Source organism: Rheinheimera sp. D18 (assembly GCF_004345025.1).
Lineage (GTDB): Bacteria > Pseudomonadota > Gammaproteobacteria > Enterobacterales > Alteromonadaceae > Alishewanella > Alishewanella metallidurans.
The window spans coordinates 1134126-1159465 of record NZ_CP037745.1 but is presented as its reverse complement, the minus strand read 5'-3'; the positions used below and the strand labels follow the sequence as shown (position 1 = coordinate 1159465).

At 44.9% G+C, this 25340-nt stretch carries 26 protein-coding genes; 18 read left to right on the top strand and 8 right to left on the bottom strand.

The genetic code is table 11. The features are described 5' to 3' along the window. Window positions 1-74: 74 nt before the first annotated feature. Together E0Z06_RS05555 and E0Z06_RS05550 are read right to left on the bottom strand one after the other, a co-directional pair. A complete protein-coding gene (locus E0Z06_RS05555) occupies window positions 75-326 on the bottom strand; it encodes a hypothetical protein (RefSeq protein WP_132582683.1) in 252 nt (83 codons plus the stop codon). Window positions 327-419: 93 nt separating this feature from the next. Continuing rightward, the gene (locus tag E0Z06_RS05550) at window positions 420-1613 is read right to left on the bottom strand and encodes a Xaa-Pro peptidase family protein (protein ID WP_132582681.1); all 1194 of its coding nucleotides are present in this window, start codon (window positions 1611-1613) and stop codon (window positions 420-422) included. A 453-nt stretch (window positions 1614-2066) separates the two neighbouring features. Between E0Z06_RS05550 and hisG the strand changes: the two genes are divergently transcribed. From hisG to E0Z06_RS05505, 9 genes are all read left to right on the top strand, one after another. Next, window positions 2067-2975: an ATP phosphoribosyltransferase gene (gene hisG, locus E0Z06_RS05545; protein WP_132582679.1), complete on the top strand. Its 909-nt coding sequence runs from the start codon at window positions 2067-2069 to the stop codon at window positions 2973-2975. Next, the gene (gene hisD, locus E0Z06_RS05540) at window positions 2975-4312 is read left to right on the top strand and encodes a histidinol dehydrogenase (protein ID WP_243695567.1); all 1338 of its coding nucleotides are present in this window, start codon (window positions 2975-2977) and stop codon (window positions 4310-4312) included. The genes hisG and hisD overlap by 1 nt, the downstream gene beginning before the upstream one ends. 3 nt (window positions 4313-4315) lie before the next feature. After that, window positions 4316-5410 carry a histidinol-phosphate transaminase gene (gene hisC / locus E0Z06_RS05535; RefSeq protein ID WP_132582677.1) on the top strand — a complete coding sequence of 365 codons (1095 nt, stop codon included), beginning with the start codon at window positions 4316-4318 and terminating at the stop codon, window positions 5408-5410. Then, a complete protein-coding gene (hisB, locus tag E0Z06_RS05530; RefSeq protein ID WP_132582675.1) occupies window positions 5407-6477 on the top strand; it encodes a bifunctional histidinol-phosphatase/imidazoleglycerol-phosphate dehydratase HisB in 1071 nt (356 codons plus the stop codon). The genes hisC and hisB overlap by 4 nt, the downstream gene beginning before the upstream one ends. Next, window positions 6477-7073: an imidazole glycerol phosphate synthase subunit HisH gene (hisH, locus tag E0Z06_RS05525; protein ID WP_132582673.1), complete on the top strand. Its 597-nt coding sequence runs from the start codon at window positions 6477-6479 to the stop codon at window positions 7071-7073. The genes hisB and hisH overlap by 1 nt, the downstream gene beginning before the upstream one ends. After that, a complete protein-coding gene (gene hisA / locus E0Z06_RS05520) occupies window positions 7070-7807 on the top strand; it encodes a 1-(5-phosphoribosyl)-5-[(5-phosphoribosylamino)methylideneamino]imidazole-4-carboxamide isomerase (protein WP_132582671.1) in 738 nt (245 codons plus the stop codon). Before hisH ends, hisA begins: the two co-directional genes overlap by 4 nt. Continuing rightward, window positions 7789-8565, top strand: coding sequence for an imidazole glycerol phosphate synthase subunit HisF (gene hisF / locus E0Z06_RS05515; protein ID WP_132582669.1), 777 nt, complete (start codon window positions 7789-7791; stop codon window positions 8563-8565). Before hisA ends, hisF begins: the two co-directional genes overlap by 19 nt. A 68-nt stretch (window positions 8566-8633) precedes the next feature. Beyond that, window positions 8634-9266, top strand: coding sequence for a bifunctional phosphoribosyl-AMP cyclohydrolase/phosphoribosyl-ATP diphosphatase HisIE (gene hisIE, locus E0Z06_RS05510; RefSeq protein ID WP_243695566.1), 633 nt, complete (start codon window positions 8634-8636; stop codon window positions 9264-9266). Between the two features lie 162 nt (window positions 9267-9428). Continuing rightward, window positions 9429-11582, top strand: coding sequence for a S46 family peptidase (locus E0Z06_RS05505; RefSeq protein ID WP_132582667.1), 2154 nt, complete (start codon window positions 9429-9431; stop codon window positions 11580-11582). Window positions 11583-11705: 123 nt separating this feature from the next. On the opposite strand, the gene E0Z06_RS05500 is transcribed toward E0Z06_RS05505, so the two are convergent. Both E0Z06_RS05500 and E0Z06_RS05495 read right to left on the bottom strand, forming a co-directional pair. Beyond that, window positions 11706-12131: a CBS domain-containing protein gene (locus tag E0Z06_RS05500; RefSeq protein ID WP_132582664.1), complete on the bottom strand. Its 426-nt coding sequence runs from the start codon at window positions 12129-12131 to the stop codon at window positions 11706-11708. Window positions 12132-12197: 66 nt separating this feature from the next. Next, the gene (locus tag E0Z06_RS05495) at window positions 12198-13076 is read right to left on the bottom strand and encodes a DMT family transporter (protein WP_132582662.1); all 879 of its coding nucleotides are present in this window, start codon (window positions 13074-13076) and stop codon (window positions 12198-12200) included. Window positions 13077-13294: 218 nt separating this feature from the next. Between E0Z06_RS05495 and E0Z06_RS05490 the strand changes: the two genes are divergently transcribed. Then, a complete protein-coding gene (locus E0Z06_RS05490; RefSeq protein WP_132582660.1) occupies window positions 13295-13996 on the top strand; it encodes a lytic transglycosylase domain-containing protein in 702 nt (233 codons plus the stop codon). Here E0Z06_RS05490 and E0Z06_RS05485 read toward each other — a convergent pair. The 3 genes from E0Z06_RS05485 to E0Z06_RS05475 are packed head-to-tail and all read right to left on the bottom strand — an operon-like array spanning window position 13993 to window position 16633. Continuing rightward, complete coding sequence (locus E0Z06_RS05485) at window positions 13993-14424, bottom strand: CBS domain-containing protein (protein WP_132582658.1); 432 nt, start codon at window positions 14422-14424, stop codon at window positions 13993-13995. The genes E0Z06_RS05490 and E0Z06_RS05485 overlap by 4 nt on opposite strands. Before the next feature lie 25 nt (window positions 14425-14449). Beyond that, window positions 14450-15574 carry a PilT/PilU family type 4a pilus ATPase gene (locus E0Z06_RS05480; RefSeq protein ID WP_132582656.1) on the bottom strand — a complete coding sequence of 375 codons (1125 nt, stop codon included), beginning with the start codon at window positions 15572-15574 and terminating at the stop codon, window positions 14450-14452. Window positions 15575-15580: 6 nt separating this feature from the next. Further along, window positions 15581-16633: a type IV pilus twitching motility protein PilT gene (locus tag E0Z06_RS05475; RefSeq protein ID WP_132582654.1), complete on the bottom strand. Its 1053-nt coding sequence runs from the start codon at window positions 16631-16633 to the stop codon at window positions 15581-15583. Window positions 16634-16662: 29 nt separating this feature from the next. Between E0Z06_RS05475 and E0Z06_RS05470 the strand changes: the two genes are divergently transcribed. From E0Z06_RS05470 to E0Z06_RS05435, 8 genes are all read left to right on the top strand, one after another. Then, on the top strand, window positions 16663-17349 hold the full coding sequence (locus tag E0Z06_RS05470) for a YggS family pyridoxal phosphate-dependent enzyme (protein ID WP_132582652.1): 687 nt from the start codon (window positions 16663-16665) through the stop codon (window positions 17347-17349). 8 nt (window positions 17350-17357) lie between these two features. After that, the gene (gene proC / locus E0Z06_RS05465) at window positions 17358-18173 is read left to right on the top strand and encodes a pyrroline-5-carboxylate reductase (protein WP_132582650.1); all 816 of its coding nucleotides are present in this window, start codon (window positions 17358-17360) and stop codon (window positions 18171-18173) included. Window positions 18174-18195: 22 nt separating this feature from the next. After that, entirely contained in the window at window positions 18196-18735 is a 540-nt protein-coding gene (locus tag E0Z06_RS05460; RefSeq protein WP_132582648.1) for a YggT family protein, read from the top strand. Further along, window positions 18732-19040: a DUF167 family protein YggU gene (gene yggU / locus E0Z06_RS05455; protein ID WP_132582646.1), complete on the top strand. Its 309-nt coding sequence runs from the start codon at window positions 18732-18734 to the stop codon at window positions 19038-19040. The genes E0Z06_RS05460 and yggU overlap by 4 nt, the downstream gene beginning before the upstream one ends. Window positions 19041-19071: 31 nt before the next feature. Then, window positions 19072-19494: a DUF4426 domain-containing protein gene (locus E0Z06_RS05450; RefSeq protein WP_132582644.1), complete on the top strand. Its 423-nt coding sequence runs from the start codon at window positions 19072-19074 to the stop codon at window positions 19492-19494. 10 nt (window positions 19495-19504) lie between these two features. Then, window positions 19505-20104 carry an RdgB/HAM1 family non-canonical purine NTP pyrophosphatase gene (gene rdgB, locus E0Z06_RS05445; protein WP_132582642.1) on the top strand — a complete coding sequence of 200 codons (600 nt, stop codon included), beginning with the start codon at window positions 19505-19507 and terminating at the stop codon, window positions 20102-20104. Window positions 20105-20108: 4 nt separating this feature from the next. Continuing rightward, the gene (gene hemW, locus E0Z06_RS05440) at window positions 20109-21251 is read left to right on the top strand and encodes a radical SAM family heme chaperone HemW (protein WP_132582640.1); all 1143 of its coding nucleotides are present in this window, start codon (window positions 20109-20111) and stop codon (window positions 21249-21251) included. A 105-nt stretch (window positions 21252-21356) separates the two neighbouring features. Next, window positions 21357-23207, top strand: coding sequence for a DUF885 domain-containing protein (locus E0Z06_RS05435; protein WP_132582638.1), 1851 nt, complete (start codon window positions 21357-21359; stop codon window positions 23205-23207). 197 nt (window positions 23208-23404) lie between these two features. Here the strand turns inward: E0Z06_RS05435 and E0Z06_RS05430 are convergent, their stop codons facing one another. Then, window positions 23405-25255 carry a cytochrome c/FTR1 family iron permease gene (locus E0Z06_RS05430; protein ID WP_132582636.1) on the bottom strand — a complete coding sequence of 617 codons (1851 nt, stop codon included), beginning with the start codon at window positions 25253-25255 and terminating at the stop codon, window positions 23405-23407. Window positions 25256-25340: the final 85 nt, after the last annotated feature.

Sequence of the window (25340 nt, the reverse complement as noted above, 5' to 3'; positions counted from 1 at the left end):
AGTAAAAATAGTATCAACACGTAAGCAACCGAGAACAAACAAGACCGCTATTATGCCTTGAACCAGAGAAAAATTCAGACAAAAATATCTAACCTGCCTTCACTGTCTACGTGTTGCTCGTCTTCTGGGGTGGTGTATGGTGCGTCAGGGTATGACTCAGTACCTTTATTACCTGCTCGCGCTTTGCGGCGTAAAATAAGGTATTTCTGCTCATTAGGTTTAATCGGGCTTAGCCGAGCTTCTTTAAATACCGGTACCACCAATTTGGGCTCAGGCTCAACTGGCGTACCAGGCACACGTTGTACAAAGGGCATAAAAGCGTCCATTACCGTCTCCCGTTATGCTTTACCTTGTTATCGGCCAACATTATATTAACTTGATGTTAAAAGACACTAACAGACGCCAAACGCAGCTAACCTTTATCTAAATGGCTGATCAATAGCTAATGCCGGCTCAGTAAACCAACGCGGGCCTTGCTCTGTCATATAGAAGTGATCTTCTAAACGCACACCAAATTCTCCCGGTAGCACTAACATTGGCTCGTTACTAAAACACATACCGGCAGCCAAAGGTTGCTCGTTACCTTCCACTAAATAAGGCCATTCATGAATATCTAAGCCAATACCGTGGCCAGTGCGATGCGGTAAACCCGGTAACTGATAATCAGGGCCGTAACCTTGTTGCTGTAAGTACTTACGTGCCGCGCGATCAACTTCCTGACAAGCCACGCCAATTTGCGCAGCAGCGAAGGCGGCGGCTTGAGCGTTTTTTTCGTGTTGCCATACCGCTTGTTGTTTTGCTGTTGGTTGGCCAAATACATAACTGCGGGTGATATCCGATAAATAACCATGGAGTTTGCAGCCAGTATCAATAAGCACCATATCGCCATGCTCTAGATTTTTCGGGTTTGCTACACCATGCGGATACGAGGTATCACTACCAAACAAGACGATACAAAAATAATTGCCATCAACTGCGCCTACTTTGCGGTGTGCCTGATCAATAAAAGCTTCAACCTCTTTAGTGCTAATACCCGCATAAAGTATACTGGCTACCGCTTTATGCACTGCAAGCGTCATATCCATTGCGCGTTGCATCAGCGCCAGCTCAGCGGCCGATTTAATGCGCCGACAAGCGGAAGTTACACTAGAGGCGTTGCTCAACTGCAACGCGGGTTCAGCTTTTAGCAAGCCATCAGCAATAAAAAACGCGGCACTTTCGTCTAGCGCCAATGCCATTTTATCTTGCAATAGCTTAATACAAAGCTGATATGGGCTTTCGTGCTCTTGCCAGCCGTGTAACTGCCCTGGCATGACTAATTGTGGCGCTATAGTACCGCGCTCAAACTCAGGAATAATGTACAGCAACCTGCCATCCGCTAACAGCAATGCCGCGACCAACCGCTCGCTGGCATACCAACGTAAACCAGTAAAATAATATAGACTGGTCCCTGCAGTTAGTAATATCGCATCCAGTTTTTGCTGTTGCATTAATTGCACGGCCTTTGTCAACCGTTGCTGAAACTCTTGCTGCGTTATCGGGCTAACGCCTGATGTCATGTCAGTTAATGTTGCGAGTGCTGCTGCTTTTGTTACGCCGCCAATACCGTTCATTGTTACCTACCCAAAGCTATGTTTTGCTATTTTTACCATTCTAACAGTAAAACAGTATCAAGATCACAACTTAGGCATGACTATACAACATGCTTATTAAATGAGCACAGAACACCAATAAATATTCTGCATTAAAATTTTATTTTTACGTTAAAAATAACACTAAAATAAAAAATATTTAAAATCAGATAGATAAAAACAAATCCTATTGATATTAAAAACATAAAAAGCTTGTTCTGTTAATAAAAAACCGCTAACTTGTATAGCAACAAAACAGGCGAGAGCTTAAAACATGAATACGATTAATCTGTACCATCATCATAGCGACTAGCCATCCGATATTTTCGGAGGGCTGATTTCTGGCGCTCCGGTGAAAAACAAAAATCCCGAGCCCAGGCTCGGGATTTTTGTTTTTAGCATCATCAATTTAAAATTATCGTCACGGAGACCTATATGAGTCCGGCAACAGAATCGAAACGCTTACGTATCGCCATGCAGAAATCTGGCCGTTTATCGGTTGACTCTCAAGCATTATTTGCTAGCTGCGGTTTAAAAATTAACCTGCGCGAACAACGCCTTATTGCCCACGTTGAAAATATGGCTATCGATATTTTACGCGTACGTGATGACGATATTCCTGGCCTAATTATGGACGGCGTCTGTGATTTAGGCATTGTTGGCGAAAACGTGCTGGAAGAAGAGTCGCTACAGCGCAAGTTAGATAACGACAGTGCCGACTACACTATTTTAAAACGACTCGACTTTGGTAGCTGCCGCTTGTCTATCGCCGTGCCGCAAGAAGAAACCTACGCCAATTCTAGTTCATTAGAAGGCAAAACCATTGCCACCACTTACCCACGTTTACTGGCGCGTTATTTAAAACAACAAGGAGTAAATGCACGTATTGTTACCTTAAAAGGCTCGGTTGAAGTAGCACCACGCGCCGGTTTAGCTGATGCCATTTGTGATTTGGTGTCCACCGGCGCCACCTTAGATGCTAATGGTTTAAAAGAAGTTGAAGTTATTTATCGCAGCAAAGCGGTGCTTATTCAGCGCAAGAACCTCTGTGACGACAAGCAGCTTAAATTAATTAACAAACTGATGCCCCGCATTAACGGCGTAATGCAAGCTAATGAAAGTAAATACATTATGTTGCACGCACCGCGCACAGAACTAGAGCAAATTATTGCGCTATTACCGGGTGCCGAAAACCCAACCATATTGCCACTAGCGGGGAATGACAACCTGGTTGCTATTCACGTTGTGAGTAGTGAAAGCCTGTTTTGGGAAACCATGGAGCAGCTAAAAGCGCTAGGCGCCAGCTCAATTTTAGTGCTGCCAATTGAAAAGATGATGGTGTAATGATGGATGCTGTAATTGTGAATAGCATTATTGACTGGTCAGAGCTATCGGCTGTTGAACAACATGCGGCTTTAGCACGGCCGCAACTTGATGACTCGGCCAATTTAACCGCTCAAGTTAGCGCCATTATTAGTACAGTGCAGCAGCAAGGCGATGCCGCGTTGCGTGCTTATAGCCAACAATTTGATAGCCTAACTACCAATACGCTGTGTATTAGTGACAATAAAAAGCAGCAGCTATTAGCAACCTTATTACCTGAACGTAAAGCCGCCATAGAATTGGCTTACAACAATATTCGTAAATTTCATGCTGCACAGTTGCCGCGTGATATTGAGGTAGAAACTAGCCAAGGTGTTATGTGCCAACTTAAAAATCGCGCGCTTAATGCCGTTGGCTTATATATTCCCGGAGGCAGTGCGCCACTACCTTCCACAGTATTAATGTTGGGTGTGCCGGCACAATTAGCCGGCTGTAAACGTGTAGTGCTAATAACTCCACCAGGTAAAACCCAAGCCGATGCCATAGCAGCAGAAATTATTTATGCCGCAGAATTGTGCGGTATCAAGGACATTTTTACGATTGGCGGTGCCCAAGCCATAGCTGCACTGGCCTATGGTACAGCAACCATTCCTAAGGTAGACAAAATTTTTGGCCCAGGTAATCGTTATGTTACTGAAGCCAAGCGCCAAGTTAGCCAAGATATTAAAGGCGCAGCTATTGATATGCCTGCTGGCCCATCAGAGGTATTGGTATTAGCCGACGCAAATGCTAATCCTGCATTTGTTGCTGCCGATTTACTGTCGCAAGCCGAGCACGGCCCTGATTCACAAGTATTGTTGGTAAGTAATAGCCAAAGCGTAATTGCCGCAGTGCAAGCTCAAGTAAGCCGCCAACTTATGGCTTTACCAAGGCAAGCTATTGCCGCACAAGCACTTAAACACAGCCGCTATATTTTAACGCGGGATCTTGTACAGGCCGTCAGCGTTATCAACGCTTATGCACCAGAGCATTTAATTATACAGACCGATATCGATGCCGAGCTCATCGAACAATTTGACAGTGCCGCCAGTATTTTTGTTGGCAAATGGACACCAGAATCAGCCGGTGACTATGCCAGCGGCACTAACCATGTGTTACCAACCTACGGTTACAGTAAAACGGTATCTAGCTTATCGCTAACTGATTTTTATCGACGCTACACGGTACAAACCTTGTCGGAAACTGGCATGCGTAATCTTGGCCCCAGCATAGTGACCTTGGCTAACGCAGAAGGCTTAGATGCCCATGCTAATGCCGTCAGTATACGTTTAGCCGCGCTAGAAAAGTGTAAGGAGTAATAGATGAATACGACAAAAATACATGCCCTAGCGCGCGATACGGTAAAAGCAATTCAGCCCTACGCTTCAGCAAGAAGCAGCATGAGCGGCGGTGCCATTTGGTTAAACGCCAATGAAAATGCGTTAGCACCAGAGTATCAGCTAACTGGCAGCTTTAATCGCTATCCGTCTTGTCAGCCCAAAGCGGTAATTGACGGCTATGCCGCCTACGCCAAGCTGCAACCGGATCAAGTGTTAGTGAGCCGTGGCGCCGATGAAGCGATTGAGTTGTTAATTCGTAGTTTTTGTCAGCCAAAGCAAGAGAGTATTAGCCTTTGCCCGCCCACTTACGGCATGTATGCCATTAGCGCACAAAGTAACGATGTAGCCTGTAATATTGTGCCGCTAACCGCGAATTTTGAACTTAATTTACCAGCGTTATTTGCCACCTCACCTAAGTTGGTGTTTATTTGTAGCCCAAATAACCCGACCGGTAATCTCATTCCGCGCCAACAAATTATTGCGGTGTTAGAGCATTTTAAACACAGTGCGCTAATAGTCGTAGATGAGGCCTATATTGAGTTTGCACCCGAGGCGTCAACGCTAAATTTATTAAACGATTACCCCAACCTTGTAATACTGCGCACCTTGTCTAAAGCCTTTGCGCTAGCCGGTTTACGTTGTGGTTTTACGCTGGCGGCGCCAGACATTATTTTGGCATTAAAACAGATGATCGCGCCCTATCCGTTAGCTGAGCCTGTGGCCCAAATTGCCGCACAAGCGCTGCGGCCCGAAGCAATAGCAAAGATGCAAAACAGCGTAAACACGCTTAATCAGCTGCGCGATAACTTTATTACCTACGCCAAAGCCAGAACCGGTATTAACCAAGTGTGGCCAAGCAGCGCTAACTACGTGCTGTTGCAGGTAGCCGACGCTGCCGCCTGCGTAGCTGCGCTGGCCGAGCAAGGTATTTTAATTCGTAATCAATCAAGTCAGTTGGGTTTATCGCAAGTAGTACGCGTGTCTATTGGCAGCGCTAACGAGATGCAAGCTCTCACCACAGCTATGGACAAATATTTTAATTTAGCGAACAGCACCGCAAACAAGGAGCGCATATGAAAGGCCAGCCGATATTATTTATTGACCGTGACGGCACTATGGTTGAAGAGCCAGCTATAGATAAGCAGCTTGATAGTTTAGAAAAGCTGGCTTACGAGAGCGGTTTAGTACCTGCACTATTAAAGCTGCAGGCCGCCGGTTATCGCCTAGTTATGGTAACCAATCAAGATGGTCTTGGTACTGACAGCTTCCCGCGTAATACCTTTGATGCGCCACATAACAAAATGATGCAGTTACTAAACTCACAAGGCGTTCAGTTTGACGATGTATTAATTTGCCCGCACTTTGAGCAAGACAACTGCAGTTGCCGTAAACCCAAGCTAGGTTTAGTTAAAGATTATTTGCAACAAGGAAAAATCGATTTTACCAGCTCTTACGTCATTGGCGATCGCGCTACCGATGTGCAGCTGGCAGAAAACATGGGCCTACCAGCATTTTTATATGACCGAGCCAATTTAGGTTGGCCTGAAATTACTAAACGTATTCTTAGCAAAGGCCGCCAAGCTACTGTGCAACGTACCACCCGTGAAACTGATATCAAAATCAGCGTCGACTTAGACAGCACTGGGAATAATGTGTTTGAAACCGGCGTCGGCTTTTTTGATCATATGCTCGATCAAATTGCCACCCACGGCGGTTTTTCCCTGCAGGTAAAAGTGACTGGCGATTTATATATTGATGATCACCACAGTGTTGAAGACACCGCACTGGCACTAGGCCAAGCATTAAAGCAGGCGCTGGGCAATAAACGCGGTATTAATCGTTTTGGCTTTGTTTTACCCATGGACGAATGCCGCGCCGAATGCGTATTAGATTTATCCGGCCGGCCGATGTTTAAGTTTGACGCTAACTTAGGTTCAGGCAGTGTTGGCGGATTAAATTTAGAAATGGTACCACACTTTTTCCGCTCACTTAGCGATGCCATGCTTATAACGCTGCACTTATCCATTAGCGACGGTAATAAACACCACATGGTAGAGGGCTTATTTAAAGTATTCGGCCGTGCGCTTGGTAATGCCATTAAAGTGTCTGGCGAAGCGCTGCCTAGCTCTAAAGGAGTGCTGTAATGGCACAACTGGTTATTGTTGATACCGGCTGCGCCAATATTAGCTCGGTCTACTTTGCGATTAAGCGCTTAGGAGTCGATGCAGTAATTAGCCATAATGCAAAAATTATAAAAGCCGCAGCTAAAGTTATTTTACCCGGTGTTGGTACTGCACATAATGCGATGGCAAAGTTGCAACAGGCTGAATTAATTAGCACGCTACAAAGTTTGCAGCAGCCACTATTGGGTATTTGCTTAGGTATGCAAATGCTGAATCGCGATAGCATGGAAGGTAATGTTGCCTGCTTAAACCTAATTAATGGTGACGTATTACCGTTACAAAGTGCCGGCTTACGCTTACCACATATGGGCTGGAACACCTTATGCGATATTAGCTCGCACCCACTAATGACAGGTTTTACTGAGCAAGATTATCTGTATTTTGTGCATAGTTTTGCTGTTGCACCCAGCCAATATAGCTTAGCCAATTGCGAGTACGGCACTAAGTTTGCCGCTGTTATTGGTAATAACAATGTGATTGGTGCGCAATTTCACCCTGAACGCTCGGGTAAAACGGGCGCACGTTTACTACATAACTTTCTGGAGTGGCAGCTGTGATAATTCCAGCAATAGATTTAATTGACGGCAATGTAGTTCGGCTATATCAAGGTAGTTACGAACAAACTACCGAGTATCGTTTTAAACCGCAAAGCTTACGTGACGAGTATGCGAGAGCCGGCGCAAGCTGGCTGCATATTGTTGACTTATCAGGCGCTAAAGATGCCACTAAACGTCAACTAACGTTACTTACTGAATTGATGCACGCAGCACCACTAAACATTCAAGTAGGCGGCGGCGTACGCACCGAGCAAGACGTTATTGATTTACTTAACGCTGGAGCTAACCGAGTAGTTATTGGTAGCTTAGCAATTCGCCAACCCGAGCTAGTGCAAAGCTGGCTGCACAAATACGGCGGAGAGCGTTTAGTGTTAGCGCTAGATGTAGCAATAAATGCGGCTGGCGAGAAAACTCTACCCTCACACGGCTGGATTGAGCAATCGAGTATTACCTTAGAGCAAGTACTTGCGGAGTATATAAATGCTGGTGCTAAGCACGTGCTGTGCACCGATATTAGTAAAGACGGTACCTTAGCCGGCGCAAACGTAAGCTTGTACCAAGAATTAACGGCAAAGTATCCACAAATTCAGTGGCAAGCATCCGGTGGTATTGGCAAATTAGCCGATATACAGGCACTGATTGGCAGCAACGTAGCCGGTGTTATTCTAGGCCGCTCATTACTTGAAGGTAAATTTACGCTTGAGGAGGCCATAGCATGCTGGCAAAACGGATAATTCCTTGTCTCGACGTGCGCGATGGTAAGGTGGTTAAAGGCGTACAGTTCCGTAACCATGAAATTATTGGCGATATAGTACCGTTAGCGCAGCGTTATGCTGAAGCTGGCGCAGATGAACTGGTATTTTATGACATTACCGCATCCAGCGATGGCCGAGTGGTTGATAAAACTTGGGTGCAGCGTATCGCCGAAGTTATTGATATTCCGTTTTGTGTCGCCGGTGGTATTAAAACTGTTGATGATGCTGGCAAAATTCTGGAGATGGGCGCCGACAAAATATCGATTAATAGCCCCGCATTAGTGCGGCCAGAGCTTATTACTGAGTTAAATAACAGCTTTGGCCAGCAATGTGTGGTGGTGGGTATTGATAGCTTTTTTGATGTTGCCTCTGGCCAATATCAAGTATACCAATTTACCGGTGATGAAAACCGCACCCAGAAAACGCAATGGCTAACCAGCGACTGGGTAGCTGAAGTGCAACAACGTGGTGCGGGCGAGATAGTGCTTAATTGCATGAACCAAGATGGTGTGCGCCAAGGGTATGATATTGCCCAACTACAGCGCATTCGCAACCTTTGTAACATACCGCTAATTGCCAGTGGTGGCGCCGGCAGCATGACGCACTTTACCGAAGTTTTTAAGCAAGCCGATGTTGATGGCGCCTTAGCCGCCAGTGTGTTTCATAAAGGTATTATTGAAATAGCCGCACTTAAAGCCAAACTGATTGCCGATGGCATTAGCATTCGGCCACGATAAGGGCTAGCACAGCGTTAGCTAAGGCATAGGTACTTTTTTCAGTGACATTTGACGTAGGCTCGGAGAATATGAACATGAATAAAAACGACATTAGCCAGCTTAGCTGGCCCGAAAATCAGTTACTACCGGCCATAGTACAGCATGCTATTTCAGGTAAGGTGCTAATGCAGGGTTATATGAACCCACTAGCCTTAACGCAAACGCTCAATAGTAAAAAGGTTACCTTTTATAGTCGTAGCAAAGCACGGCTATGGACCAAAGGCGAAAGCTCAGGCCATACGCTTGATTTAGTTAGCCTTGATATTGACTGCGACGCCGACAGTATTTTAGTGCTGGCCATACCAAACGGACCAACCTGCCATGTTGGTACAGAAAGCTGCTGGCACGACAATAGCGCCAACAGCCCGCAACTCGCTTTTTTATATGAGCTAGAACAGGTAATACAGAGCCGCGAAGGCGCAGAGCCCAGCAGTAGCTACACGGCCAGTTTATTTGCCAAAGGCGTAAAGCGCATTGCACAAAAGGTGGGTGAAGAAGGGGTTGAATCGGCGCTTGCCGCGATGGCTGGTGATAAAGCAGAGTTAGCCAATGAAGCTGCTGACTTGATTTTTCACTTACTAGTGCTATTGCGTAGCCAACAACTAGAGTTAAATGACGTAGTTAGGGTGCTGCAGCAACGCCACAATACCGCCAAAACGTAACACTTAGCTGTAACGTTTGCCCCACGTTTTTTAGCTGAAAACAGTGATTTAAAGTGTAACAGCAGTTGTCTGTATCTTGACAAGCCCAAGCTAGACACAGACTATAAGCACGTTGTTACGCTTACTAACATTTTTGTTAACATTACAATTAGAAGAGTCGTTATGAAAAAATCCCTTTTGATGCTGGCATTGGCCAGCAGTTTTGCCATGGCTAATGAAGGCATGTGGATGCCGCAGCAACTGCCTGAAATTGCCACTGAATTAAAAGCCGCCGGCTTAGCACTTGATCCTGCCAGTTTAACTAAACTAACCGAATTTCCTATGGCAGCCATGGTGAGCTTAGGTGGTTGTTCTGCCTCTTTTGTTTCACCAAATGGCTTAGTCGCGACTAACCACCACTGTGTGTATGGCAGCGTTGCGCATAACTCAACACCGGAAAACGACTTACTGGCTAATGGCTTTTTAGCCGCCTCGTTAAGCGACGAAGTTGCTGCCGCACCGGGTAGCCGTATTTACGTTACCAAAGCAGTAGAAAATGTTACCAGCAAAATTATTGATGCCAAAACAGCTAAATTAAGCGGTAAAAAACGGGTTGATGCAATAGAAGCTAACCAAAAAGCCGTAGTAGCTGAATGTGAAAAAGACGAAGGCCACCGCTGCTCAGTAGCCGCCTACTATGGCAGTTTAGAGTTTTATTTAATTAAACAGCTTGAGATTAAAGACGTACGTTTAGTGCACGCACCAGCTGCCGGCGTGGGTAAGTTTGGTGGTGATACCGATAACTGGATGTGGCCACGCCACACTGGCGATTACGGTTTTTACCGCGCTTACGTAAGCCCGGAAGGTAAATCGGCCGATTTTAATGTTGATAACGTACCTTACAAACCCGACTTTCATTTAACGTTAGCAAAAGACGGCCTTAAAGAAGGCGATTTTGTTATGGCATTAGGTTATCCGGGCCGCACCAATCGTCATCGTTTACCCAGTGAAGTTAGCGAAACCTTTGAATGGTCTTACCCAAACACCGTAGCAAGTTATAAAAACACCTTAGACATTATTGCCAGCGAAACTGTTAACAATAAAGATGCCGCGCTAAAATATGCTAGCCGTGTTGCTGGTTTAAATAACTACATGAAAAACCGCCAAGGCATGCTAGATAGCTACGCTGATAGCGATTTCTTACAGCGTAAAACCGCCGAGCATAAAGAGCTAACTGCCTGGGTTAATAGCAGCCGCGACAACAAAAAAGCTTATGCTGATGATTTAAAAAACATTGAGAAGTTATTACAACAACGTCAGCAGCAAGACCGTGCTGATTATCTGCTCGATAACGCGACACCGCGTTTACTGTCAGTTGCACGCTCATTACATCGCTTAGCGCATGAAAGCACTAAGCCAGATGCAGAGCGTAAAGCCGGTTTCCAACAACGCGATTTACCCCGTTTTAAAGCCTATGTTACTGGCATGGAACGTAACTTTGATGTTGGTGTAGAAAAAGCGTTAGATTTATCTAACTTAAGTAAATATGCCGCCCAGCCGAAAAAGCAGCGTAATGCTGAGTTTGATGCCGCTATGGGTATTAAAGATGGTATGAGCCAAGCACAGTTAACTGCGTTAATTGATAGCTGGTACGCTAATAGTGGTCTAGCTGAATTAAGCAATCGTACCGCATTATTAGACGCGTCAATTGACCAGTTTAAACAAAGTAATGATGTTTTTGTTAAAGCAGCTTTAGCGCTGTATAAATCAGATTTAAAGCGCGAAGCAGCAGATGAAGAGCTTGGTGGTAAAATTCAGCAAGCTTACGCCAGTTATATGCGCGCTAAAATTGCCTTTATGCAGTCTAAAGGTCAGGCCGTTTATCCTGATGCGAACAGCACACTGCGGGTAACCTTTGGTAATGTTACAGGCCGTGATCACGGTAATGAAGATGGCAATGCCTGGGCACCCTTTACTACACTGCAAGGTATTACAGCTAAAGCAACCGGCGAAGGCGAATTTAACGCACCACAAAAGCAACTTGATGCGATTAAAGCCAAGCAATATGGCCCCTATAAAGTGGATAGCCTAAATTCAGTACCGGTAAACTATTTAGCCACCTTAGATATTACCGGTGGTAACTCAGGTTCTGCGGTACTAAACAGCAAAGCAGAATTTGTTGGCTTAGCCTTTGACGGTACTTTAGATTCTATTATCTCTGATTGGGATTTCAACCCAGCTAACACCCGTTCAATTCAGGTAGATTTGCGTTATATGCTGTGGCAAATGCAGCTAGATGGCGCCGATAAACTGTTAGTTGAACTTGGCGTTAAATAATATAAACGCTAACTTGGTTTGCTAAGTTAACGTAAAAAAAGCCCCGCAGTATACGATAAAGTACTGCGGGGCTTTTTTATTGCCGTTATTCTATATTTAAACTCTTTGTCACAGCTTGCTGTGCTAGTGGCCTAATAAATCTGCAGCTAAACGGACAAAATCTGATGAGGTTAAAATACCTTTTAGCTTGTTTGCCTCATCGACAACCGGCATACAGCCGTGGCGGTTACTAACAAAAAAATCGGCAACATCTTTTAGCGACTGTTGTGGTGCAACAGCGGCAAAATCGGTCGCCATAATATCAGCTATGAGTATTTGTTTTTCTTTGCGCTCCAATGCCGTTGCACCATATTGCGCCATTAAGCCCATCACTTTCGCAATCATAATTTTTTGCGTTAGCATACCCACTAACTCACCTTTATCGTCAATTACCGGAATATGCCGAATATTCTTGCTACGCATTAGATCATGCGCATCTTTTAAACTCGCATTTCGGGTTACACATAAAGGATCAGCTGTCATCAGCTGAGCAACTGTTTTAAACGCCATAACAACCTCCAATCGCAGTTATGTATCAGTTATAACGAAAAATAGCTTAACCTGCTTAGCGCTAGATCAAGTTTTATTCGATGCCGGCTTGGCCGAAGTAATAGAACTACCTAACGATGCCACAATCACTAAAGCAATAGCAAGCCACTGCCAAAGGGTAAGTTGTTCCGACAAAATCAAAAAGCCAGCTAAGGCGGCAACCGCAGGCTCCATGCTCATAAATATACTAAAATTCTGCGACGTCATATTTCTTAGCGCTACCATCTCTAACGAGTAAGGTAGCGCACTGGAAAGCACACCAACCAGTAAACCCAGCGGCAAGACTTGCCAAGTCAACAAGGCCATACCTTGGGTTACAGCGCCCATCGGTACTAAAACTATCGCTGCAACCGCCATACCTAGTGCCACCGTTGCGCCACCAGAGCTTTGCGAATTAGTTCTTTTGCCAAATAAAATATAGCCAGCCCAACACGCGCCCGCGGCCAACGCTAACACAACCCCCAGAGGATCTAGCGCATCTTTACCGCGCATATCCGGCAGCAATAATAAAATGCCAGCAACGGCAAAACCCACCCAAATTAGGTCGCGCTTACGCCGAGAAGAAAACAGCGCTACCGCCAGCGGGCCGGTAAACTCTAATGCCACACCGATACCAAGTGGAATACGCTCAATAGCAAAATAAAACAGTATATTCATACCGCCTAAGCTAAGACCATAGGTTATGACGACCAACCAATCTCTGCGGCTAGTAGGTAAATTACGCCATGGCCGAAACACTAACCACAATACCAGCGCAGAGAACCCTAAGCGCAGTGCAGTAGTACCGTCAGGCCCAACCACCGGAAACAGTTGCTTGGCAATAGAAGCGCCAGATTGAATAGTCACCATAGCTAATAACACACTAGCTACTGCAACCAATAATGGCCGATTAACAAATACCGACATACATGAAAAACCTGATAACAAGAGAGGTAAAGTGACAGCCCTTATTGTAGCGTGCAATGAAGCCAAAAGATAAGCCAGTAAGCGCAGGAATATCGCGGCTAAACCCTTTTTTATAACGAAAGAAAATACCGTCTAGTCGTATGGTTAAGGCAAAAACTTGAGCTTTTACTTACTTAGTGCTTTACTTGCGATCCTCGGTAGTAAGTGAGCAAGTTAATATGCAATCTTTAGCCTATGCTGTTTTTTATTTTAGCCTAGGTTTGCTATCAACAACGGTGGCAGCCGAAATTCCTGCGGACAGTAAAAAACAACTGAAATTATCGCCGACGAATCAACCACCGGCCGCAGCACTACCGGTAAAAAAAAGCATTTCAGCCAAAACCTTAGTCTATAAATCAGTTAAGAGTGACGGCACCGGCTTTTTTTCTGATCGCCAGCCGCTAAATCGGCCGTTTCAGCTAGTGCGCTACGACTGTTTTGCCTGCGCCCCCGTATCAACAATAAACTGGCATACTACGCCGTTGTATATCCGACCTTATAACCAACTTATTAGTAAAGCAGCTACCGAATACCAACTTGATCCGGCATTAATTCGCGCCGTTATCCATGCTGAATCATCGTTTCGCTCGGCTGCTATTTCAAAAAAGGGCGCCATTGGTTTGATGCAATTAATGCCCAACACCGCCGCGCATTTAGGCGTAGAGAATGCGAGTTTACCTGAACAAAATATTTTGGCCGGCAGCCGTTATTTAGCGCAACTACTGAAACAATATGATGGTGAATTGCCACTGGCACTGGCCGCTTATAACGCCGGCGCCAGTAATGTTAGGCGTTATAACGGCATACCGCCGTTTGCCGAAACCCAAGCCTACGTAGCTCGGGTGGCTATTTTGCATAAACGTTACCAACAAGCAGGCTAACTGCTACTGGTAGCGCGTTTAGTTAATGCCGCCCGCATAATATCTTTCCAGGACACAATACCTAGCAAGTGCTTTTCATCGTTACTTATTGGTAAGCAACTAATATTATGCTCTAACAGCATTATTGCCGCCTGCTTAATACTCTGGTTTGGTAAAATAGTAATAACCGGCGATACCATAATATGATGCACCTTACGGCTGCGCATAAATAAGCTAATGGCTGGATCCGTTGCCGAATCCATAATTGGGCTTAACTCGCGAAAGTAATCTTTCACTGACACTATGCCAACTAAGCGATTAGTGCCGTCTATTACCGGCACATGCTGAAAGTTTGCTTTAGCAAATATTTCTCTAAGTGACGCTAAACTGGCATCCGCTGTGGTGGTTAGTAGTCGATTACTCGGCGTCATTATTTGTGTAATGTTCATATTTACCTCAATGCCGCTACCCTATTTAATCGTCTTTCTTCTCAAAACCTTCAATAGTAACATTAGTCAAAAACCCAGCACCCTTAGTATCGCCGCTGCGCAACTTAATCATTAAACGCAAGTCGTTTGGCGAGTCGGCGTGATGAATCGCATCAGCATAGCTGATACGGCCAGCCTGATATAAGTCATATAAGGCTTGGTCAAAGGTTTGCATGCCCAACTCACGAGATTTGGTCATTACCGCTTTAATTTCACCCATTTCGCCACGAGCAATCAGATCAGCTATTAGTGGCGAGTTAAGCAACACTTCTATTGCCGCCACTCGGCCCTGACCGTCAGCTGTAGGTACCAGCTGTTGCGCCACAATGCCGCGTAGGTTAAGTGATAAATCGAACAATAGCTTTTGATGCATCTCTTTTGGCACCAAATGCATAATACGGTCAATGGCCTGGTTTGCATTATTAGCGTGCAGCGTAGCAATGCACAAATGGCCAGTTTCAGCGAACGCTAAGGCGTATTCCATGGTATCGCGCGAGCGTATTTCACCAATTAAAATAACGTCAGGGGCTTGGCGCAACGAGCTTTTAAGCGCGGCCTCAAAAGAGTCGGTATCTATACCCACTTCGCGTTGGGTAATTAAACTTTTATGATGGTCATGCACAAATTCTATTGGGTCTTCAATGGTAAGAATGTGGCCCTTAGCATTTCTATTGCGATAACCCAGTAACGCCGCTAGTGATGTTGATTTACCCGTACCTGTACCACCAACAAACAGCACCAAACCGCGCTTGGACATAATCACTTCTTTCATGATTGGCGGCAGGCCAAGTTCGTCAACATTAGGTATTTTGGTAACAATACGCCGCACTACCATACCGGCGCAATCGCGTTGCCAAAAGGCAGAAACGCGAAAACGTCCGGCATCGTTTGCAATAGCAAAATTACACTCTTTGCTGGTCATAAATTCTTGCTGCTGTTTATCGTTCATCACCGACAATACCAGCTTAAGCGACATAGCATCCGTTAGTGGCGTTTCATCAATCGGCAGCAATTCACCATTAATTTTAGCCGCCACCGGCATACCCGCGGTAACAAATAAATCTGATGCTTTTTCAGCCACCATTTTTTCAAGAAAATTATCTAGCTGCATTGCTATTTACATCCTGCCCATGGCGCCAAAGGTGTTTTTATCTTGCGCTTTAGTTGCGGCGTCTTTTTGTGACACTAAACCGCGGTTAACTAGGTTTAATAAGCATTGATCCATCGTTTGCATACCGTGCGCAGCACCCGTTTGAATCACAGAATACATCTGCGCAATTTTATCTTCACGAATAAGGTTACGAATAGCCGGCAAGCCCACCATAATTTCATGCGCGGCAATACGGCCACCACCGATTTTTTTAAGTAAGGTTTGTGAAATAACTGCACGCAACGACTCAGATAACATCGAACGTACCATAGCCTTTTCTTCGCCTGGGAATACGTCAATAATACGGTCAATAGTTTTTGGCGCAGAAGTAGTATGCAAGGTGCCAAATACTAAGTGGCCAGTTTCTGCTGCGGTCATCGCTAAGCGAATAGTTTCCAAATCTCGTAATTCACCAACTAAAATAACGTCAGGGTCTTCACGCAGCGCAGAGCGCAAGGCATTACTAAAGCTGTGGGTATCACGATGCACTTCACGTTGGTTAATTAAACTTAACTTGTTGTTATGTACAAATTCTATTGGATCTTCAATGGTTAAAATATGGTCGTGGCGCATACTGTTAACGTAATCGATCATCGCTGCCAAGGTTGTTGATTTACCCGAACCTGTAGGCCCAGTAACTAACACTAAACCACGAGGATTTTCAGCTATAGTTTTAAAAATTTCTGGCGCGCCCAAGTCATCAAGCGTTAACACTTCGCTGGGGATAGTACGAAACACCGCTGCCGCACCACGATTTTGTACAAAGGCGTTAACACGGAACCGCGCTAAATTAGGTACTTCAAATGAAAAGTCGGATTCTAAATTTTCTTCGTATTCTTTACGCTGTTTGTCGGTCATAATCTCATACACTAATGCGTGTACTTCTTTATGTGATAATGGTGGGATATTTAGTTTACGCACATCACCATCAACGCGTATAAGCGGTGGCACACCAGCCGAAAGGTGTAAATCTGAGGCTTTATGTTGCACACTAAAAGCTAATAACTCGGTAATATCCATGACAATTTTACTCCAATTTGCCAATTAATATGAATAACATAGCAGAACAACTGAACCTCGCCTATCAGAACCTGAACAAAAAATGCGGGTTACTTGGCATTAAATCAGACACAGTGCAGCTAATCGCAGTAAGCAAAACTAAACCCACAAGTGCCATTATAACGGCCTATCAAACAGGGCAATACCAGTTTGGCGAGAACTACCCGCAAGAATTAGCAGAAAAATCAGCACAATTAAATACTTATAACAATATTGTTTGGCACTTTATTGGTCCGCTGCAATCAAATAAAACTAAGTTAGTGGCTGAAAATGCGCATTGGGTACACAGTATCGACAGGTTAAAAATTGCCGAACGTTTATCAGCGCAGCGGCCAGAAAACCTTGCACCAGTTAAGGTATTGCTGCAAATTAATATCAGTAATGAACCAAGTAAAGCCGGCATTGCTGCAGATGAAATGTTTAACTTAGCCGCCAGTGTTGCCGCGCTACCTAACCTAGAACTAAAAGGTTTGATGGCCATACCCGCACCCGGTGATAGTGAGCACGCTTTTGCTGCGATGCAGCAACTGTCTTTGCAGCTGCAACAACTGCAGCCACAGGCCAATGAATTATCGATGGGCATGTCAGACGACTGGCCACTAGCACTAAAATACGGTGCAACTATGATAAGATTAGGTACGGTTATTTTTGGTGCTCGAGATTATAAACAGGAATGAATAAACAGATGAATGACAATATGGTCGCCTTTATTGGCGCAGGCAACATGGCTCGCTGTGTCATTGCAGCAATGGTTAATGCAGGCTACCCAGCAGATAACATTATTGCCGCTAACCGCAGTCAGCCAAAATTAACCGCGCTAACCACCGACTTTGGCATTCACACGACACTAGACAACATAGAGGCGGTAACCAAAGCAGATATCATTGTATTGGCAGTAAAGCCGCAGATGATGCAAGAGCTATGCAGCGCATTAATTGAGGCCGCGCCAGAAATTGCCGACAAACTATTTGTGACGTTAGCTGCAGGCATAACCACCGCACGTTACCAACAATGGCTTGGCAATATTCGTTTAGTGCGCGCCATGCCCAATACCCCTTCATTAGTTGGTTTAGGCGTTACTGGTTTATTCCCATCTGGTTGCTCCAATTATGAAAAAGCTTTTGTTGATCATATGTTCAGTGGCACTGGCATGACAGTATGGCTCGATAGCGAAGCGCAAATTGACCATGTTATTGCCGTTACTGGCAGCTCGCCGGCCTATTTTTTCTTTTTTATGCAAGCCATACAGCAAGTAGCAGAGCAGCTAGGTTTTGCTAGTGCGGATGCGAAAAAAATGGTGGCGCAAACCGCACTTGGCGCAGCAACAATGGCGCTAAACAGCGAGCATAGTTTTGCCGATTTGCGGGCGCAGGTTACGTCTAAAGGCGGCACTACCCATGAAGCAGTCAGTACCTTTGCCAATTTAGGCCTTGAAAAAATGGTTTCAGACGCCATGTATGCTGCAATAAAACGGGCACAGGAAATGGCGCAAAGCCTGTAACTATTACTATTTGGAGAGTTTGATGCAAGCTTTGTTATTTCTTATCGACACCGTGTTTGGTCTTTACCTGATGGTAGTTATTCTGCGGCTTTGGCTGCAACTCGTGCGGGCCGATTTCTACAACCCCTTTAGCCAGTTTGTGGTAAAGGCAACTAATTTTATTGTATTACCACTGCGCCGAATTATACCTAGCATTGGCCGGTTAGACACCGCCACCTTGGTATTAGCTTATGCCGTAATGTTAACAAAATTACTGCTGCTACAGTTTATACCGTCGGGGCAAATTGCTTTAGTGCCCACCTTAGTACTGTCACTTATCTTTTTAGTTAAAGAGGTGTTTACCTTACTATTTTGGATCTTGGTTATTCGTGCGCTACTAAGCTGGTTTAGCCAAGGTCGCAGCCCAGTAGAATATTTAATGCATCAACTAACTGAGCCATTATTAAGCCCAATACGGCGTATTTTGCCGCCAATGGGCGGATTAGATTTATCCGTACTTGTGGTGTTAATTGGCTTACAGTTTTTAAATATCCTATTTAATAGCTGGTTTCACATCGTTTGAGCGCAGTAAGTCAAACCGGTGCTGACATTCGCCTTAGGCTATATATTCAGCCCAAAGCCAGCCGCGACGACTGGGTAGGTTTACATGGCGATGAAATTAAAGTCGCCATTACCGCGCCGCCAGTTGATGGTAAAGCGAACGCCCATTTACAGAAGTTTCTTGCCAAGAGTTTTAAAGTAGCCAAGTCTGCCGTATTCATTGAAAAGGGCGAATTAGGCCGACATAAAATGGTGCTGATCCAGGCGCCACTGCAGCTGCCGCCGCTGGTAGCACAACTATTAATATCAGGCGATGTAACTAGCTAGCCTAAGAATACTAAACGGTTAAGAGCGATATATGAAAGTTAGAATACTGATAATGCTATTAAGTTTATGCTTAAGCGTTAGCGTTGCTGCAGAGCAAAAAAAACAATTGGGTAATTGGGATGTGCACTATATTGCTTTTCCAGCTACGGTACTAACGCCTGAAATTGCCCAGCAATACCAGCTGCAACGCAGCAAATACAACGGTATTATTAATATTTCAGTGTTAAACTCTACATCTTTACAAGCGCAAAAGGTTGGCATTACGGGTACGGCTAAAGATTTACAAGGCAGGCAAACCAGCTTGACGTTTAGCGAAGTAACTGAGGGCGATGCCGTTTATTATCTCGCACAGCTGCCGTTTCGTCATGAACAACGCTTTAATTTTATCATCACTATTTTCAGCGGTAATGAATCTCAGCAGCTGAAGTTTGAGCAAACTTTCTACGTAGATTAAAACCACACTTATGACGCAAAAAATTGTATTAGCTACTGGCAATAAAGGTAAGGTCGCTGAGCTAGCTCAGTTGCTAGCTCCGATGAATTTCAGCATAGTGCCGCAAACAGAATTAGGCATAACCGATGCAGACGAAACCGGCTTAACCTTTATTGAAAATGCCATTATTAAAGCTCGCCATGCTTCATTAGCAACTGGCTTACCCGCCATTGCGGATGACTCAGGTTTGGCTGTCGATGCCTTAAATGGTGCACCTGGCATCTATTCGGCGCGTTATTCAGGTGAAGCGGCTACTGATCAAAGCAATATCGATAAACTGCTTAGTACGCTAAAACACCTACCTAATGAGCAACGCACTGCACAGTTTCATTGCGTGCTGGTATATATCCGCCACGCCGAAGATCCGATCCCCATAGTTTGCCACGGTGTTTGGCACGGTGAAATTAGCCAAACACAAGCTGGCTCGTCGGGTTTTGGTTACGATCCAATATTTTTTGTCGCCAGTGAAGGCTGTACCAGTGCAGAACTTGCACCCGCCCGCAAACAACAGCTTAGTCATCGCGCTAAAGCGTTAACACAGCTACTTAATCAGCTACAACAGCAAGGATAAACGAGTGGCTTTGCAGTTACCGCCTCTAGCACTTTATATTCATATTCCCTGGTGCGTACAAAAATGTCCGTACTGCGACTTTAACTCACACGCGATTAAACAAGGTATTCCTGAGCAAGAGTATATTGCCCATTTACTGGCCGATTTAGACCAAGATTTATCGCTAGTTAGCGGGCGCAGTTTAAGTACTATTTTTATTGGTGGCGGCACACCCAGCGTATTTAGTGCTGCCGGTATTGGCCAAATATTGCAAGGCGTAAAACAACGGCTGAACTGTGACACCGATATGGAAGTTACGCTAGAAGCCAACCCCGGCACTTTAGAAGCTGAGCGTTTTACCGGCTACGTAAATGCAGGTGTGACCCGATTTTCTATTGGCGTACAAAGCTTTCAAACCGCGCAATTAAAAGCGCTAGGTCGTATTCACGATAGTAACGAGGCCATCGCCGCGGCCAAGCTTGCCAAGCAGCTACCGCTAAAAAGTTTTAATCTAGATTTAATGCACGGTTTGCCCCAGCAAGACTTAACCGGCGCGCTAGCCGATTTACAACAAGCCATTGATTTAGCGCCACCGCACCTGTCTTGGTATCAACTAACCATTGAACCCAATACCGCATTTGCCTCGCGCCCGCCGATATTGCCGCCAGACGATACCTTGTGGGATATTCAACAGCAGGGCCTTGAATTGTTGCAGCAGCACGGTTATCAGCAGTATGAAATTTCTGCCTATGCTAAAACAGGCCAACAGTGCCAACACAACCTTAACTACTGGCGCTACGGCGATTACCTAGGCATAGGTTGCGGTGCGCATGGCAAGATTACCTTACCGTCGCGTAACGCAATTTTACGCACAGTAAAAATTAAACATCCTAAAGGCTATATGGATATAAGCCGTGGTTATGTAGATAGCCGAGAACAAGTTGCGGCTGAAGACCGGCCGTTTGAGTTTTTTATGAACCGGTTTCGCTTACTTGAGCCCTGCCCGATCAGCGACTTTACCGCCTACACCGGCCTACCGCTTAGCACCATTGCCGAGCCGCTAAAGGAAGCTGAACAAAAGGAATTAATTACGATAACGGATAGCCACTGGCAAATTACCGATAAAGGCGCACGTTATTTAAACGATTTATTGACGATATTTATTTAAGTAATACAGGTTAGCAAGCACACTAACTGCGATACTTTACCTTTTCATCTACTGGCAGTTGCGTAGAATAAACTCACTATTCTAACAATAATGACAGGAAACAACATGAAACAGGTCACCTTTCCCCGTAAAGCATTAATACCTCTGGCGGTTAGCATGGCGCTACTTGTTGGCTGTGGCCCGCAACAAAGCGTCACAACCGCAGACAGCGCAGCACCCACAACGATAACCGCAGTTAGTGAGTCGGAAAAAGCCAATGCCTTGTTTGAACAAATTTTTATGGACAATGTGCGGCGTAACCCAATAACACAAACGCGCTTAGGCATTAAAGACGACTACGATAAATGGCAGGATTTATCTGATGCCCATTATGAAGCGGGTTTAGCTTTAACTCAGCAGCACCTAACTTTATTACAGGCGATAAATAGCGATAAGCTTGATGAGCACACGCGCGTTAGCTATCTATTAATGCAGCGTAATTTAGAGCAAGAATTAGCTGAAGCCAAATGGCGTTTGTATAATTACCCGGTTAACCAAATGTTTGGTATCCATTCTCAAGTGCCGTCACTACTGATCAATCAACACAGTATCAGCGATGTAAGCGATGCTAAAGCCTATATTGCGCGCTTAAATGCGGTACCTACTCTATTTCAGCAACTACAACACCAGCTACAGCAGCGCGCGGATGCCGGCATTATTGCGCCGAAGTTTGTTTTTCCACTGGTAATTTCGGCCAGTGAAAACGTGATTCAAGGTGCGCCGTTTGACAATGGCGATGAAGGCACCTTACTTGCTGATTTCCGGAAAAAAGTAGCGAAGCTAGACATTGATGACTCAGCAAAAAAACTGTTGTTAGACGAAGCCAAAGTTGCGCTGTTAACCAGTGTTAAACCGGCCTATAACCAGTTAATTAATTATTTAACTGAGCTTGAGCAAACAGCAGACACGGTTGATGGTGTATGGCGCTTTAAAGACGGCGCTGAATTTTATAACGCGGCATTAAAACGTACTACCACCACTAATCTAACGGCAGAGCAAATCCATCAAATTGGTTTAGATGAAGTGGCACGTATTCATCAAGAAATGCACGACATTATGGACAAAACCGGCTTTAAAGGTGACTTAGCCGCGTTCTTCAAATTTATGCAAACTGATCCACAGTTTTACTATCCAGAAACCGCTGACGGCAAAGCGGAGTATTTAAAAGATGCGACAGCAATGATTGATAACATGCGCGGCCGCTTAGATGAGTTGTTTATCGTTAAACCAAAAGCAGCAATGATCGCCAAAGCTGTCGAGCCATTTCGCGAGCAAAGTGCAGGTAAAGCGTTTTACCAACAACCTTCTATGGATGGCAGCCGGCCGGGTATTTACTACGCCAACCTTTATCGCATGAGCGACATGCCAAAGTATGAAATGGAAGCACTTGCCTATCACGAAGGTATTCCAGGCCATCATATGCAGCTTGCTATAGCGCAAGAGCTAGAAGACATGCCGAAGTTTCGTCGCTTTGGTGGCTATACCGCTTATATTGAAGGCTGGGGTTTATACACTGAATTATTACCCAAAGAAATTGGCCTATACCAAGACCCCTACTCAGACTTTGGTCGTTTAGCTATGGAACTATGGCGAGCTTGCCGTTTAGTAGTAGATACCGGTATTCATGCGCAAAAGTGGAGTCGTGAACAAGCGATAGATTATCTTATTGCCAACACCCCGAATACTCCTAGCGCAATAGAAAAGGCTATAGAGCGCTATATCGTAATGCCGTCACAAGCTACTGCTTATAAAATTGGCATGTTGAAACTTGTTGAGTTAAGGCAAAAAGCCAAAACTGAACTTGGTGATAAATTTGATATTCGTCAGTTCCACGATACGGTATTAAAAAATGGTGCTGTGCCATTAGACGTATTAGAGCAATTGGTTGACGAATATATTGCCGCAACAAAAGCCTAAATTTACATATAAAAAAGTCTGCATCTAAGGCCAAGCCGGTCCGTTAGCAATATCAACGAACCGGCTTGCTCACACCAACACGCCGTAAACCCTTCCATGGGGGCTCGTTTCAGGCATCCATGCCTTCAACGGTTGGTTTAGAGCAAGCCGGTTCTCGCTTAAATGAGCAACGTTACGTCTAAGCTGTTATTTTCCAACTAAGCATCACGACGTGCTTTTATTAATAAAATAGCCGCGAGCACTAGCACTACTATCTGAGCCGAAATGCCTTGTACCGTCGGGAATATGCCTAACCAGCTTATGGTTGGTACGGCAATATGGCTCAATGACAAGGTACCGGCTTCCTGTAGCGCGGCTATGCCTTTACCTGTCATAACAAAGGCAAGCAGTATCATTAAGAAAGCGGTGCTGCCAAAGAAGGTTTTTAATGGTAGCTTAAGGGCAAATTTAAATAAGCCTACACCCAGAATCAATAAACCTAATAGCGCTGCGCCAATACCGCTTAAGAAACTAAGTTGGTGCGCCGCGCCACCTTGCAACCATAATGATTGATAAAACAAAATAGTTTCAAACACTTCACGATATACCGCTAAAAACACAACTAAAGCTAAACCAAAATACGCGCCGGACGACATGGCATTATTTACTTTTTGGCTAATAAATTGTTGCCATTTTACGGCTGAGGTTTTGCTATGCATCCAAAAACCCATATAAAACAGTATGGCCGCAGCAATTAACGCCGTATAACCTTCGGTCATCTCGCGTGACGCACCAGAAACGGTAATAATAAAGCTAGCAACAAACCACGTGACGGCACCCAGCGCTAACGCCGCCACCCAACCGTAATGCACTGAACGCTTCAGTGCGGGTTGCTTAGTTTTTACCGCTACGCTATAAATTGCCGCCACCACTAACAATGCTTCTAAACCTTCACGCAGTAAAATAAGCAGCGCTAACAAAAACACATTTATTGGTGCTAGTTCAGTTTCATCTAACGCCTTTTGCGATTGTTTTAGTAATTGCTGTATTTCAACAATTTCGGCACTAACGGCAGTAATTTCTTCGTGTTGTTTAATACGCTGCCTTAGTTTCAACATGCGCTGTTCGGCCACATTTTTTAAATTATTATCAACTGCAGCTAAGTTATTTTCTATTAGCTCAAAGCCATCTAAATAGGCAGCTACGGCATGGTTATACGCCGCGTCGTAATCTTTTTGCTGTAGCTGTTCAAGTGCTAACGTCAGCTTATCTTGCGCTATTTGTAACGGTCGCACATCGGTAGCCGAGAAAAACTTGTCAGGCTGCTGGCGAAATAGTGCCATTAACGCCGCACCCTGCTCACCCGAACTATTGTGTAAATCGTCTGGTGTCGCAGTAAGTAATTCAGAAATTGCGGCTTTATTAATTAGCCCTGCAGGCAATTGTGAAACGTTAGTGCCTTCTGATGCCATGGCACCAACATAAAAGGCTAAATCCCAGCGACTTTGTGCATCTAAGTGAGCAAACGCTGCCATACCGGTGTCCTCGACACCTAAGCTAATCGTATTAAATAAACCAAACACACTGCGCGCGCGGTAACGTTCAACCTCATGAAAATTCGTCGGTGAAGGGTCTAGTTGCATTCCTGCAGGGCCATTACCCATGCCGGTATCGCCATGACAAATCGCACAGCTAGTTTGATACAAGGCTTGACCACGGGCTAAATCTGGCGATTTTTCCGGCAAGGTAATTGCCGGCATCGCGGCAATTACTGCTTTGCGCATATTCGCTGTTAGTTGCTGAATTTGTGCGTGCTCAGCATGACTTTCTATTAGTTGCTGCAACTGTATCGCTTGCTGTTGCAACTCCGGATGCTTGGTGGGTAACTGCTCAGGAATTAAACTAGCAAACTCCTGCATTTCCGCAAATTCAGCGGCATTAACAATTTCACCTTGCTGCACGGCAGCACCATAGTCGGCGCCAATGTATTCAATTAATTGAATTAGCCTATCCGACGCTAAGGATGGCAAGCTTATTAACAATAGGCATAAAAATAAAAAATTTCTCATTAGACAACCAAAACTCAAAGAAGAATTATTCGCATTATATCTGTTTTTTTAGCAATAGTGATAGCCGTACCTACCAATTGCCGTA